This window comes from Curtobacterium sp. MCBA15_004 (assembly GCF_001865055.2).
GTDB lineage: Bacteria > Actinomycetota > Actinomycetes > Actinomycetales > Microbacteriaceae > Curtobacterium.
In genome coordinates this window covers 2,932,151-2,945,331 of sequence record NZ_CP126266.1, presented here as the reverse complement: position 1 = coordinate 2,945,331, position 13,181 = coordinate 2,932,151, and the positions used below count along the sequence as shown (strand labels likewise).

General features: G+C 71.8%; 11 protein-coding genes. 5 read left to right on the top strand and 6 right to left on the bottom strand.

Annotated features, from left to right (window positions below):
• Nucleotides 1–38: 38 nt before the first annotated feature.
• Complete coding sequence (gene fdhA, locus QOL16_RS13835) at nucleotides 39–1,259, top strand: formaldehyde dehydrogenase, glutathione-independent (RefSeq protein WP_071282281.1); 1,221 nt, start codon at nucleotides 39–41, stop codon at nucleotides 1,257–1,259.
• 94 nt (nucleotides 1,260–1,353) lie between these two features.
• Nucleotides 1,354–2,220, top strand: coding sequence for a UbiA family prenyltransferase (locus QOL16_RS13830; RefSeq protein WP_254780147.1), 867 nt, complete (start codon nucleotides 1,354–1,356; stop codon nucleotides 2,218–2,220).
• A 130-nt stretch (nucleotides 2,221–2,350) separates the two neighbouring features.
• Here QOL16_RS13830 and QOL16_RS13825 read toward each other — a convergent pair whose 3' ends face one another.
• The 4 genes from QOL16_RS13825 to QOL16_RS13810 all read right to left on the bottom strand — a co-directional run bounded on the left by QOL16_RS13825 (nucleotide 2,351) and on the right by QOL16_RS13810 (nucleotide 7,209).
• Nucleotides 2,351–3,541 (bottom strand): NAD(P)/FAD-dependent oxidoreductase, encoded by a 1,191-nt coding sequence (locus QOL16_RS13825; protein WP_071282278.1) that lies wholly within the window; start codon nucleotides 3,539–3,541, stop codon nucleotides 2,351–2,353.
• 114 nt (nucleotides 3,542–3,655) lie between these two features.
• The gene (locus QOL16_RS13820) at nucleotides 3,656–4,864 is read right to left on the bottom strand and encodes an acyltransferase (protein WP_071282276.1); all 1,209 of its coding nucleotides are present in this window, start codon (nucleotides 4,862–4,864) and stop codon (nucleotides 3,656–3,658) included.
• A 361-nt stretch (nucleotides 4,865–5,225) separates the two neighbouring features.
• Entirely contained in the window at nucleotides 5,226–6,557 is a 1,332-nt protein-coding gene (locus tag QOL16_RS13815; protein WP_254780146.1) for an NAD(P)/FAD-dependent oxidoreductase, read from the bottom strand.
• Nucleotides 6,558–6,660: 103 nt separating this feature from the next.
• Entirely contained in the window at nucleotides 6,661–7,209 is a 549-nt protein-coding gene (locus QOL16_RS13810; protein ID WP_071282384.1) for a dihydrofolate reductase family protein, read from the bottom strand.
• Between the two features lie 90 nt (nucleotides 7,210–7,299).
• On the opposite strand from QOL16_RS13810, the gene QOL16_RS13805 reads away from it, so the two are divergent.
• Both QOL16_RS13805 and QOL16_RS13800 read left to right on the top strand, forming a co-directional pair.
• Entirely contained in the window at nucleotides 7,300–8,205 is a 906-nt protein-coding gene (locus tag QOL16_RS13805) for an alpha/beta fold hydrolase (protein WP_071282259.1), read from the top strand.
• Nucleotides 8,202–9,017 carry a triacylglycerol lipase gene (locus tag QOL16_RS13800; protein ID WP_254780145.1) on the top strand — a complete coding sequence of 272 codons (816 nt, stop codon included), beginning with the start codon at nucleotides 8,202–8,204 and terminating at the stop codon, nucleotides 9,015–9,017. The genes QOL16_RS13805 and QOL16_RS13800 overlap by 4 nt, the downstream gene beginning before the upstream one ends.
• 358 nt (nucleotides 9,018–9,375) lie before the next feature.
• Here QOL16_RS13800 and QOL16_RS13795 read toward each other — a convergent pair whose 3' ends face one another.
• Nucleotides 9,376–10,383 (bottom strand): LacI family DNA-binding transcriptional regulator, encoded by a 1,008-nt coding sequence (locus tag QOL16_RS13795; protein ID WP_071282257.1) that lies wholly within the window; start codon nucleotides 10,381–10,383, stop codon nucleotides 9,376–9,378.
• A 186-nt stretch (nucleotides 10,384–10,569) separates the two neighbouring features.
• Here QOL16_RS13795 and QOL16_RS13790 point away from each other — a divergent pair, with 186 nt between their 5' ends.
• Nucleotides 10,570–11,625, top strand: a complete 1,056-nt coding sequence (locus QOL16_RS13790) for a hypothetical protein (RefSeq protein ID WP_139266280.1) — start codon at nucleotides 10,570–10,572, stop codon at nucleotides 11,623–11,625.
• Between the two features lie 696 nt (nucleotides 11,626–12,321).
• Here the strand turns inward: QOL16_RS13790 and QOL16_RS13785 are convergent.
• Nucleotides 12,322–13,113 carry a hypothetical protein gene (locus QOL16_RS13785; RefSeq protein WP_139266279.1) on the bottom strand — a complete coding sequence of 264 codons (792 nt, stop codon included), beginning with the start codon at nucleotides 13,111–13,113 and terminating at the stop codon, nucleotides 12,322–12,324.
• Between the last annotated feature and the right edge of the window lie 68 nt (nucleotides 13,114–13,181).

Sequence of the window (13,181 nt, the reverse complement as noted above, 5' to 3'; positions counted from 1 at the left end):
GGGACACCGGGTGGCCGCCGAGGATCGAGGAGGATCACATGGCGAGCAACCACGCAGTCGCGTACAAGGGGCCGGGGAAGGTCGAGGTCATCGAGACCGACTACCCGACGTTCGAACTCAAGGACGGACCCGGGGTCAACCCCGCGAACGTCGGACGCAAGGTGAACCACGGTGCGATCCTGCGCACGGTGGCGACGAACATCTGCGGCAGCGACCAGCACATGGTCCGCGGCCGGACGACCGCCCCGAGCGACCTCGTCCTCGGGCACGAGATCACCGGCGAGGTGGTCGAGGTCGGGTCCGACGTCGAGTTCATCAAGGTCGGCGACATCGTCTCCGTGCCGTTCAACATCGCCTGCGGGCGCTGCCGGAACTGCAAGGAGCGCAAGACCGGCATCTGCCTCAACGTCAACCCGGACCGCCCGGGCAGTGCCTACGGCTACGTCGACATGGGCGGGTGGGTCGGCGGGCAGGCCGAGTACGTCCTCGTGCCCTACGCCGACTGGAACCTGCTGAAGTTCCCGGACCGCGACCAGGCGCTCGAGAAGGTCCTCGACCTCGCGATGTTGTCCGACATCTTCCCGACCGGGTTCCACGGCGCCGTCACCGCGGGCGTCGAGGTCGGCTCGACGGTCTACGTCGCCGGTGCCGGACCGGTCGGACTCGCCGCCGCGACCGGTGCGCTGCTGCTCGGCGCGAGCGTCGTGATCGTGGGGGACATGAACGCCGACCGGCTCGCCCAGGCGAGGACGTTCGGCTGCGAGACCGTCGACCTGACGAAGGGCGACCCCGCGGACCAGATCGACCAGATCCTCGGCGAACCGCTCGTCGACTGCGGCATCGACGCCGTCGGCTTCGAGGCGAAGGGCCACGGCTCGGGCTCCGGCCAGGAGGCACCCGCGACCGTCCTCAACTCGCTCATGGACGTCACGGCCGCTGGTGGTGCCCTCGGCATCCCCGGGCTCTACGTCACCGGTGACCCGGGCGGCGTCGACGAGGCCGCGAAGAAGGGCGCCCTGTCGCTCAGCCTCGGCACCGGCTGGGCGAAGTCGCTGTCCTTCACGACGGGGCAGTGCCCGGTCATGAAGTACAACCGGCAGCTCATGATGGCGATCCTGCACGACCGCACGAGCATCGCGAAGAACGTCAACGCGAAGGCGATCGGCCTCGACGAGGCCCCGCGCGGCTACGAGGAGTTCGACAAGGGCGCGGCGACGAAGTACGTGCTGAACCCGAACGGCCTCATCCCCGCGGCCTGACCCCGCGAGGACGGTCCCGGCATGCGCCCTCTCGACACCCGGCGGGGCGCGTGCCGGCGGACCCGGTCAGCCGCCCCGCTCTACGCTGGGCGCGGTGAGCCGACCCGCCCCCCTGACCACCGCGAGGCTGCTCGTCGCGTCCTCGCACCCCGGCCCGACCGTCACCGTGACCGTCCTGGCCGCGGTGGTCGCCGCGGCCGTGGGGCACCCGCTGTGGCTCGTCGTCCTCGTCGCGCTCGCCGTCGTCGCCGGGCAGCTGTCGATCGGCCTCGCGAACGACTGGATCGACGCCGACCGCGACCGCGCGGTGGGTCGGAGCGACAAGCCGGTGGCCCGCGGTCTCGTCCCCGTCGCGACCGTCCGCACGACGGCGTTCGCCACGGCGGCCGTCGCGGTCGTCCTCAGCGCGTTCCTCGGCCCGGTCGCCGCCGTCGCCCACGTCGTGCTCGTCGCCTCGGGGTGGGCGTACGACGCCGGCCTCAAGCGGACGCCGTGGTCCGTCGTGCCGTTCGTGGTCGCGTTCGGGCTCCTGCCGGTGGTCGCGGTCGCCGCGGGCGGTGGTGCGTGGCCGGCGTGGTGGGCGGTCGCGACGGGTGCGGTGTTCGGCGTCGCGATCCACTGCACGAACGTCCTGCCCGACCTGCTCGACGACGCGGCGACCGGGGTGCGCGGCTTCCCGCACCGGCTCGGGCTCCGCGGTGCTGGGACCCTCGCGTTCGGTGCGCTCGTGGTCGCGGCCGGGCTCGTGCTCGGCGGACAGCTCCTCGGGGACGCACCGGCGCGCGGTGTCGGTGCCGCGCTCGCGGTCGTCGGCGCCGTGGTGGTCGTCGTCCTGGCCGCAGTGGGCGTCCGACTCGTGTTCGCCGGACGTCCGACCCGTGCGCTGTTCCGGCTGGTCATCGCGTCCTCGCTCGTCCTGGTGGTCGAGCTCGGCGTCGCGGGCGCCCGGCTCGTCGCCTGACCGGGGAGCCCTGCCCGGCCCCGCACGGAGCGATCGGCTCCCGACCCGCACGACCGGCGACGGCGACAGCGACGGCGACGAGTCGCGCCCGTCCCGAGCGGGCCGTCCGGCCGCGCGCGGACGCGACCCGTCAGGCCCACCGCATCGCGTAGACCGAGGCCAGCAGCCCGCCGGTCGGGAGCCGCAGGGCGGACCGGAGCAGCGCCTCCCGGCCGACGAGCGCGAGCCCCCGGGCCGGCCGACCCACCGCCATGTTCGCCTCCGCCTGCCGCGCCGCGCGCGCGGCCGCGGCCTGCCGCGTCGCCGCGTACCGGGGCCACGGCCCGGAGCTCCCGGAGCGCACCGCCCCGGCCAGGACCGGCGCGAGCGCCGCGGCGTCCAGCCACCCGAGGTTCATGCCCTGCCCGCCGATCGGGCTGATCTCGTGGGCGGCGTCGCCGACGAGCACGACGCGGCCGACGCCGACGCGGTCCGCCGTCCGTCGCCGCACCCGGAAGCCGCTCGTCATCGAGCTGGTCGCGGAGTCCGGCGCGACGCCGGTGCGGTCGCGCACGAGGGCGGCCAGCCGGGAGGCCCGTCCCGCCTCCGCCGCGTCGCCGTCCGGGGCGCGCGTGGTCGCCTCCTCGTCGTGGTGGGGCACCAGGGCGACGTAGCGTCGGCGCCCGCCGGGCAGCGGGAACGACTCGAGGACGCCAGCCGGGCCGACGTCGACGACCGCGGTGTCGGCGGGGGTACCGCCCGGGTCGGCGAAGTCGCCCATGACGTACCGGTCGCCGTAGTCGCGGCCGTGGGTCCCGACGCCGAGCAGGTCGCGCACCGCGCTCCTGGCCCCGTCGGCGCCGACCACGAAGCGTGCCCGGACGGAGACCGGGGCGCCGTCCGGTCCCGTACCGTGCACGTCGACGTGGTCCCGGTGGCTGTGCAGCGCGGTCGCGGCGGTGCCGGTGCGGAGGGCGCCCGGCGCGAGGGCCGCGAGCCGGTCGCGCAGGATCGTCTCGGTCCGGTGCTGGTCGAGCGCGGCGACGTAGGGGTGCGTCCCGGACACGTGGTCGAACGACAGGGTGCCGAGCGTGCGTCCGCGGCTCGTGGCGATCCCGCGGCGGACGAGGGCGGCCTCGGCGACGACCGGTGCGGCGACCCCGAGGCGCGCGAACAGGTCGAGCGACGGCGGGTGGATGCCGATCGCCCGGGACCCGGACGGCGGAGCGTCCCGGCGTTCCCAGACCCGGACGTCGAGGCCCTCGGCGGCGAGCAGTGCGCCGACGGACAGGCCGACGGGGCCGCCGCCCACGACGAGGACGTCGGTCTGCTCCGTGGTCACGGCCCGAGCCTACGGACGGGCGGGTGTCCGGGGCGTCAGCCGCCGATGACTGTGCCGACCCGCGGCCGCGTCAGGTGATGGCTGGGTCGGCCTGCGGCTGCGGCTGCGGCTGCGTCAGCTGGTGGCGCTGGCGCGTCCGGCGCGGTCGGCGGCCACGGCCCGGCGTGCCTCGCGGACGCGCTTCCGGGCCTTCTCGACGGGCACCTCGACCGCGTACGCGGCACCGACGGCCACGAGCAGCGCGACGCCGACGAGCCACACGGTGCCCCACGGACCGATCGCGAACGGGTCGAGCAGGGCGATCACGAGCGGGTGCCACAGGTACGCCGAGTACGACACCCGCCGACCGAACCACGACACCGGCGTCCACGCCAGGGCGGACGACAGCGGCGACCGGACCGAGACGAGCCCGCCGATGAGCACCGCCGACACCAGGCCGGTCAGCGGCAGCACGACGCCGAAGGTCGACGCGTGCTGGGTCCAGTCGTCGCCGATCGAGGCCGTCACGACGGCGAGCAGGACGATCCCGCCCCAGGTCGCGACGTGCCCGGCGACACCGGACGCCCACGTCCGGACCCGTTCGTCGTCGAGCAGGAGCGCGAGCAGGCAGCCGGTGGCGAGCGGCACGACGCCGAGCACGGGGGAGAAGTACACGTCGGGCGTCGCGTTGCCGCTCGGCGTGCGGTAGAGCAGACCCGCGGCGACGGACCCGCCGACCACGACGGCACCGAGGCCCGCGAGCAGCCAGCGCCGGCGTGCCCGGAGCGCGAACAGCAGCACGAGCACCGGCGGCCACACGAGGTAGAACTGCTCCTCCATCGACAGGCTCCAGGTGTGCGCGAACACGCCCTGCGTGGTGTCCCAGAACGAGCGGAACAGGTTGCCCGTGTAGGTCAGGGCGATGAACGCCGCCTCACCGGGGCCGAACGACGCACCCTTGTAGTCGCCGACCCAGTTCCACAGGAGCAGGCCGACCACGACCAGGGCGAGCAGCGCCGGGTAGAGCCGCAGCAGGCGCTTCCACCAGAACGACCCGAGCCGGATGCGGCCCGTCTTCCGGTGCTCGCCGAGCAGCAGGGTCGTGATGAGGAACCCGGACAGGACGAAGAAGACCGTCACGCCGGTGAACCCGCCGTCGAACCGCGGCACGTGCAGGTGGTACAGGATCACCATCAGGATGGCGACCGTGCGCAGCCCGTCGAGCGCCGGGGCCCGGCGCGTGAGGGGTGGCGGCGGTGCGGTCCGGGCAGCGCCGAGCGCCGTCCCGACCGGTGTGCGGCCGGTGGTGCTCGTGCGCTCGGGCGCGATCGCGTTCGTCGTCACGGTCCCTCCCTGCGGGATCGGTCTTCCGGGTGACGACCAGACTGCTCCGCCGAGGTAAGAGCGCGCTCAACGACCGGGGTGCACGAGTGCGGTGAACGCCGCGAGGCGCTCCTGCACGACGGCGCGGAAGTCCCGCGTCTCCCCGTCGGCGATCCACTGCGCGAACGCCGTCTCCGCGGCGATCGTGGCGGTCGGTTCGGTGATCCCGTGCGCCCGCAGTGCGTCGGCCAGGTGGACCTTCAGGTTCGCGAGCTCGGCGAGCTCGCGAGCCCGCGGCGGCGTCAGCCCCGCGTCACCACGTGACGGACGGGAGGCGCGGGTCGACCCCGACCCGCGCCTCCCGTCCGCGCCGCGTGCGGCGCTACTCGGCCTTCTGCATCTGCCACGGCTCCGGCTCGCGGTCGCCGTTCGGGCGCACCGGCCGGACGTCGCCGACGATCGGGATCGAGCGCTTCCGCATGAACCACATGTAGCGGACGAAGAAGTGTGACAGCGTCGACAGCCGGTTGCCGTTGCCGAGCAGCGACGCGATGTGCACCGCGACCCACGCGATCCACGCGACCGGCCCGACCATCGTGACGCCGCCGCGCAGCTGCGCGACCGCGGCGTTCGTGCCGATCGTCGCCATCGTGCCCTTGTCGAAGTACTTGAGGTGCTCGGTCGGCTTGCCCTGCATGAGCCGGACGATCTGCCGTGCCGCGTGCTTGCCGCCCTGCAGGGCCGGCTGGGCGAGCTGGGCGAGCGCGTCGTCCTGCGCCGCGATGTCGCCGGCCGAGAAGATCCGCTCGACGCCCTTGACGCTGAGGTCGTCGTTCACCTGGATGCGACCGCCGTGCGTCTGCGGCAGACCCCAGCCCGAGACCTCCTTGTGCGCGGCGACGCCCGTGGCCCAGATCACCTGCGAGGCGGGGATGAACTCGCCGGCCGCCGTCACCACGCCGTCGGGCTTGACCTCGGCGACGCCGGTGTTCAGCCGCAGCTCGACGCCGCGCTTGCGGAGGATCTTCGCCGCGTACCGACGCAGGCGCGGCGCGAACGGCTTGAGGAGTTCGCCGCTGCGGTGCACGAGCGTGATCGAGATGTTGCCGCGCTCGATCTCGGGGTAGGCCCCGACGAGCGCCTGGTCACGCAACTCCGCGAGGGCGCCTGCCATCTCGACGCCCGTGGCCCCGCCGCCGACGATCACCACGCGGATCTCGTCGGGACCCTGCTTCGCCGCGGCCTGCTCGAGACGGGTGAACAGCTCGTCGCGGATCCGGAGCGCCTGCGAGCGGGAGTACATCGAGTACGCGTACTCGTAGGCGCCGGGCGTGCCGAAGTAGCTCGTGTTGACGCCGTTGGCCAGGATCAGCCAGTCGTAGTGCAGGTGCTCGCCGTCGGACATCTCGGCGACGCGGTTCTCGTGGTCGATGCCGGTGAGCAGCCCGTGCCGGAAGTCGGCGTTCGCCTGCTTCGCGCGGAGGCTGCGGAGGAAGTACGTCACGTCGCCGGCGTTCAGCCCACCGGTCGCCACCTGGTACATGAGCGGCTGGAACATGTTGTAGACGTGCCGGTCGACCAGGGTCACCCGGACGTCGGCGTCGGCGAGCTCGCGCATGGCCGCGACGCCGGCGAAGCCACCGCCGACGATGACGACGTGCGGGCGGGTGTCCTCGGACATGGTGAACTCCAGTGTGGTGCGGTCGACGGCCACCCAGAAGGGTACGCCGCTTCCGCACCCTGTCCGTCCACCGGCCCGTCCCGGTGCCGATGGAGCGCTCCGCGCCGGGTCGGTCTGGAGGCGCGCCCCGCCTCCGTCAGTCGGCGAACGGCGCGTACGTGACCAGCACGTTCCCCTTGCTGGTCACCTCGCTGCGCACCAGGCGCAGGCGCGTGGGCGGGTCGGTCGGCTCGAAGAGCCGTCGGCCCGCGCCGGCGACGGCCGGGTGGACCATGAGCTGCAGTTCGTCGAGCAGGCCCGCGAAGAGCAGGTGCCGCACGAGCGTGACGCTGCCGGTCACCGCGACGTCGCCGCCGTCGCCGGCCTTGAGGTCGCGGACGAAGTCGTCGACGTCGCCGCGGATCAGGTGTGCGTTCTGCCACGTGAGGTCGCTGTCGAGCGTGGTCGAGGCGACGTGCTTCTCGATCGGGTTGATCCACTGTCCGAACGGGTCGTCGTCGTGGGACGGCCACCACTCCGACCACTCGAGGTAGCTCTGCCGGCCGAGCAGGACCGTCTCGGTGCGCTCCATCCACGCGCCCATGGCGGTGCCGAGCTCGGCGTCGAACGAGTCGTACTGGAACGTGTACGGGTCCTGCACCACGCCGTCCACCGACGTGAAGAGGCCCGAGGTCACCTTGCGCATGTTGCGGAGCATAGGACCGGCGGCCCCGCACGTCGAGGGTGCCCCCGCGATCCTGACGGCGACGCGTCGGCCCCCGGGTACGGTCGGGCCGTGCGTGCGCGGGTCCAGACGGTCGAGGTCGACGGGCTCCCCGTGCGCCTCCGGACGCTCGCCCCGGCCGGACGGCTCCGCGACGTGCTGGCCCCGACGGTCGTCCTCGTGCACGGCATCGGCATGTCGCACCGGTCCTTCGCCCGGACACAGCGGGCGCTCGCGCGGACGCACCGCACCGTCGCGGTCGACCTGCCCGGGTTCGGGGGACTGCCGCCCGCGGGTCGGCGGCTGCAGATCGAGGAGCTCGCCGACCTCGTCGTGGCCGCGGTCCGCACCGCGGGGGCGGGCGACCTCGTCGTGGTCGGGCAGTCGATGGGCACGCAGGTCGCCGTCGAGGCAGCTCGGCGACACCCGGGTGTCGTCACGGCCGTGGTCCTCGTCGGGCCCGTCGTGGACCGCGCTCGACGGACCCTGCCGCACCAGGCGGTCGACCTCGCCCGGGACACCCTCGCCGAGACCCCGCGCCTGAACGCCGTCGTGACGACCGACTACCTCCGCAGCATCCGGCAGTACGTCCGGCAGCTCGGCCCGATGCTGCGTCACCGGCTCGAGGACGCCCTGCCCACCGTGACGCAGCCCGTGCTCGTCGTCCGCGGCGATCGTGACCCGATCGCCCGGCGGGACTGGGCGACGTCGCTCGCGGCCCTGGCGCCCCGCGGCGCGTTCGTCGAGCTGCCCGGCGGGCACCACGTGCAGGAGCGGCAGCCGCAGGCCCTCGCCCGGCTCGTCGACGAGCTGCGCCGCGTGCAGACCCTCGAGGACCCCGGGCTCGCCGGTTCAGCTGGTCGCGCCGATCCTGCCGGTCCTGCCGGTCCTGCCGGACGAGCGGAACCGGCGCCGGAGGGCGACGACCGCGGACCGGCGTCGGAGGGCGACGACCGCGGAGCGGGGGCCGCACCGTGAGCGACGCGACCGCCCCCGCGACCGGACCGGCGCGCACGACCGGCACCGAGCCTCCCGTCCGGGTGTCGCTCGTACGACGCGCGTGGTGGGCCGCACTCGACTGGTGGTACGCGGCCCGGTGGCAGCTCCGGAGCCTCGGGCCGACGACCGCCGACGACTACCGCAGCGGCGACGGCCAGCCGGTCGTCGTCGTGCCCGGTGTCTACGAGACCTGGCACTTCATGCGCCCGCTGATGGACGCCCTGCACGACGCCGGCCACCCCGTGCACGTGCTGCCGGTGCTCCGGCACAACCTGCGGCCCGTCCCCGAGTCGGCGCGCGAGGTGCTCGCGTACTGCGCCGAGCAGGACCTGCACGGGGTCCTCGTCGTCGCGCACAGCAAGGGCGGGCTGATCGGCAAGTACGCGATGACGATGCCCGAGGGGAACCGGATCGACCGCATGGTCGCCGTGTCGACGCCGTTCGGTGGTTCAGCGTACGCGCGGCTCGCACCCGTGGCGCACCTGCGGGCCTTCCGCGCGACGGACCCGGTGCTCGCGGCGCTCGGGAGGGACCTCGCGGTGAACGCCCGGATCACCTCGGTGTACGGGGTGTTCGACACGCTCATCCCGGGCGGCAGTGCGCTCGCCGGGGCCGCGAACGTGCGGGTGCCGGTCGGTGGCCACTTCCGGATCCTGGGCGCGCGGCAGACGCGGGAGGCGGTGCTGGCTGCGGCGGCGGGGTCGGGCGCTGCGCGGCCGGCCCTCGGGTCGGGGGCCGGCGAGCCGGGGGCCGGGCTGGGACCCGGGCCGGAGGCCGGCGGGCCGGCCTGACCGGCGGGCCGGAGGGGCGTCAGCAGCGCGCTGCTGGCGCGTCGCACAACGGGAGGCACGTCGCACCACGTGTTTCCGTGGCGCGACGTGCCTCCCGTTGTTCAGAAGCACGTCGAACCACTGCCGAGAGCCTCGTGGCGCCGTCCGCGGCCGCCGCGGCGACTGCCGTTGCGTCGCGCCGCCCTGGCGGCGCTCCGCGCGCGCCGTCTGGCCGGCGCACAACCGGAAGCAGGTCGCGCCACGGTTTCCCGTGGTGCGACCTGCTTCCCGTTGTGCGGGAGCACGTCGAACCGCGCCGTGCCCGCCGCCTGCCGTGCCGCGCCGCGGCCGCGCCGCGCCGCGGCCGCGGCCGCGCCGCTCAGCGCGCTCGCACGCTCGCGCGCTCGACGATCCGGTGCGGCACCACGACGGTCTCCGGCGGCGCCGACGGGTCCGCGATGCGCCGGGACAGCAGGTCGAGCGCCGCGGTCGCGAAGGCCCGGCGGTCGAAGGACACCGTCGTCAGTGCGGGGATCGCGTACGCCGCCGGGTCGACGTCGTCGAACCCGACCACGCTCACCTGCTCCGGTACCCGGACGCCCCGCGCCGCGAGGACGTGCAGCACGCCGAACGCGATCGAGTCCGTGAAGGCGAACACCGCGTCGGGCAGCGGGTGGGCGTCGAGCCACGCGGCGAAGGCCTCGGCGGCGGCGCTCGTCGTCCACGCCGGCAGCGGTACCCGAAGAGCCGGGTCGGCGGGGACCCCCACGGCGTCGAGCGCTGCCCGGTACCCGCGCTCCCGGAGTTCGCTCGTCGCGGTCGGAGCACCCTCCCGGGCCGCCCCGACGACCGCGATCCGCCGGTGGCCGCGGGCGAGCAGGTGGGCGGTGACCTCCTCGGCCGCCCGACGACTGTCCACGTGGACCTGGTCGACGTGCTCGGGTTCGACCTCGCCGATGACGACCGTCGGCGGCAGCCCCTCGGTCGTGGCGAGGACGCTCGCGCTGAGCGACACCGGGTTGAGGACGAGCCCGTCGACCAGGTGCGCCCGGGCCCGCGACACGAGCTCCCGCTCCCGGTCGGGGTCGTTGCCGGTCTGGTCGAGCTGCACGGTCCACCCGCGGTCCCGCGCGAGTTCGACGAACCACTGGGCGAGCTCGGCGGAGTACGCGTTCCCCAGCTCGGGCAGCGTCAGCGCGATCGCCCCCGAGCGGCCGTTCCGCAGCCCCCGGGCGGACAGGTTCGGCACGTAGTCGAGCTCCGCGAGCGCCCGTTCGACCCGCTCGCGGGTGTCCGGGCGCACCGGGACGACGCCGTTGATCACGTTGGACACGGTCTTGGCGGAGACCCCGGCGAGGGCCGCAACGTCCCGCACGGTGGCGCGCACCGGTCGAGCGTAGCGCGACGGTCCGCGCCCGAGGGCCGTCGCCCGAGGGCCGTCGCCCGACGGGCCGGCGCCCCGCTGTCGAACGCGGTGTGGGCGGAGTTCGCTGCGATCGCGGACGAGCAGCAGGATCGGGATCCGGTCCGCCTGCCTCGCTACGACCCCAACCGGTTCTGACCGTCCGACTCGGTGACCGCACCCCCCGCAACATCAAGTTCCGCGCAGATTACGGTTTCGGTGGACGCCGCCGACGCGGTCACAAGAACTGTTCCTGAAAGTGTCGCATTCAGCCAGAGTGTGCAAGTTGCCGCAACTCGCGGTGCTCATCTCATTACTGCGACGCGAATCATCGACGGGACGGCAACTTCCACCACTGTCTACCCGCTGACGTTCGGAACCTGGACTGAATCTGCCCTGGTTGGTGCCCCGACTGAAGGTGAAGTTACCCATCTCAATCCCTACTTGTCGGTCACGCTCGCGGGTGCCGATCAGTTCCCTCGGGATAGCACGTATCGATACTATCTAAGCGACTCGGCCTCGACGCAGGTACTCTGGGACAGCGGGCAAATCACAAAGCCATTTGCACAAGTTTCAATGCCGCTCACGAATGGAGTGACATATTCGTGGCACGCTGAGATCACGGGGAGCGTTGATCCCTCCGGCACGCAGTCCACAGTCGTTACCCCTGTCTTCTCATTCACTGCCTCTGATCACGCTGCGGGAGCAGAGCAAGCTGCGACTACTTCCTCAGATGGGACGTGGACGGCAAGCGATGCCAATCAGGCTGGTGCTTTCGCTCAGGATCCATCTCAATCCAGCTTCGGCGTATCAAGGAGATATGCAGATGTGCCCTATTGCAGTTCGCGTGATAACACGTCGAAGACAGTTCGCATCTACGAGCGAAAGGCCTTCCCGGGGGTAGTCGGTCGAGGCGGAGTCGGCACGCTCATCTGCGGAACCCCAGGTGGCATGGGGATGCGGCACATCTGGGCAGGGCACGGTGATGATTGGATTGGTATCGTAAATAAGTATCCGATGGGAATTAGTGCCGAAAGCTTCATGGATCAATCGATCAACACCACGCTGCGCGCGCCGTCGAGCGTTGTGTATAATCGGGCCAATGATACGTATACCTATTACGGCTTGGTTCAGATCAAGCAAAAAGGCAAGGTTGTACGTACATACACGGTCAAGGTAGGCCACTCTGCAGGGAGCTGGAGGATCATCACGGCCTTCCCTAGTTGACCGAGAGAGCACCCTGGCGAACAGCGCCAGGGTGCTCGTAGGAGCGTTAACCGAGAGAACACCCTGGCGAACAGCGCCAGGGTGTTCTTAAAAGCCCAATCGACTTCTTGACTCCCATAGTTGAAGGTCAATTGTGTCGCCATAGGGGAGCTCGCGTCGAATAATCTCCAACAGCCGCTCTCCTTGTCTCCTATGGAATGCGGCCGCCGCAGACGAGGGCCATCCGTATTCCCTGGAATACGAGTCGTTGAAGTGTTGCGTCCAGGCCAGGATCTCTTGGCGGACGGCAGGGGGTAGCGGGGGTATATGGGCCTTGCATTGCCCTTCGTCGTCCCAGAGTGGCCATTCGACACCGTAGTCGTTCATGAGGCGGTAGTGCACGGTCAGATCGTTCCATGAAACGACTTGCTCTGCACGTCCGTGCCGCGACTGGGCGCCGGCGTCGCAGCCGTGGGCATGCGACTTCTTGCGGGCCTCAGTGGAACCGCCGACGGGAGCTTTGTGGCTGTCCAGGGTGACGTCTCTGTTCCGGGCCTGCGTGCCCTTCCTGAAGGATTCAAGACTCGCGTGCGCTTCGAGGACTCAGGGCGCCGTCCGCGAGGGGTCCGGGGGGGGGTGACTGCAGTTCGACGACGACCAGTTACTGATATTAGCCATACTATCGGCGCTTTCGCTGAAGCCGTAGTTGGTGCTCAGTCAGGTTCCGCGGAGAGCTTCAGCGACGTTGACCTGATCCCGGTGCTGCGCGCTGATGCGATCGAGAGCAGCGACGAACGCGTCGACGTTGTCATCACGACCACTCCACTGCGCAGCGGCGCTGCTGATGTCCGTGAGGAACTGAGCTGCGGCGTGCCACTGCGGTGCCACGACGACGTCGAACACGAGGCGCTGCATCTCCTGCAACGCGTCGCGGCTCCGCGGCGTCCCAACGAGCAGGACCTTGTCGACTGCGCCGCGGAGCCCTTCGTAGCGTGGCCCCTGTACTGACTCATGCAGGTCGTCGACGTCCAAGGCGACGAGTGGGTCGATCCGCAAGCCCTGTCCCTCGAAGTGGCCGTTCAAGGTGCCCTGTCCCCAGCCGGCTTCAATCGGCCGCGCCGCCCATGCGTTGATGCGCTGCACCTGCACCTGCACCTGCACCTGCACCTGCACTGGCACGTGCTTCTGCTCTCGGTCGAGCATGTTGATCCGGTGGTCACCCTCCAACAGATGCGACGCCATCGGGTCGGCGTCGACGTGCGCGCACAGCGGTACGTCGCAGGTGTGGAGCAGCATCACCGACGACGGCAACGCCCGCCCCGTCACGATCTGGTGCGCGTAGCGGGACGGACGCGCTGTACGCTGCCGACCTGCGCCGGGCCGAATCCAGAACCGGCCGTAACCGTCGTCACTAATCGCGCCGGTCCAGATCCGGCAGTCATCCGGCAGCGGTCCACGAATCAGGTGCGACCAGAACCGTTCCTGCTCGTTTAGCGCGGCACCGGTCATCTAACGCCCACCACCCGACTAGATCGACGCCCGCATGGCACCGGACCGCACCGCCGCTACGTGTGCGG

Coding starts and splice junctions, on each gene's coding strand:
- fdhA (WP_071282281.1), top strand. CDS start 39: ATGGCGAGCAACCACGCAGTCGCGTACAAGGGGCCGGGGAAGGTCGAG.
- QOL16_RS13810 (WP_071282384.1), bottom strand. CDS start 7,209: ATGCGCAAGGTGACCTCGGGCCTCTTCACGTCGGTGGACGGCGTGGTG.
- QOL16_RS13785 (WP_139266279.1), bottom strand. CDS start 13,113: ATGACCGGTGCCGCGCTAAACGAGCAGGAACGGTTCTGGTCGCACCTG.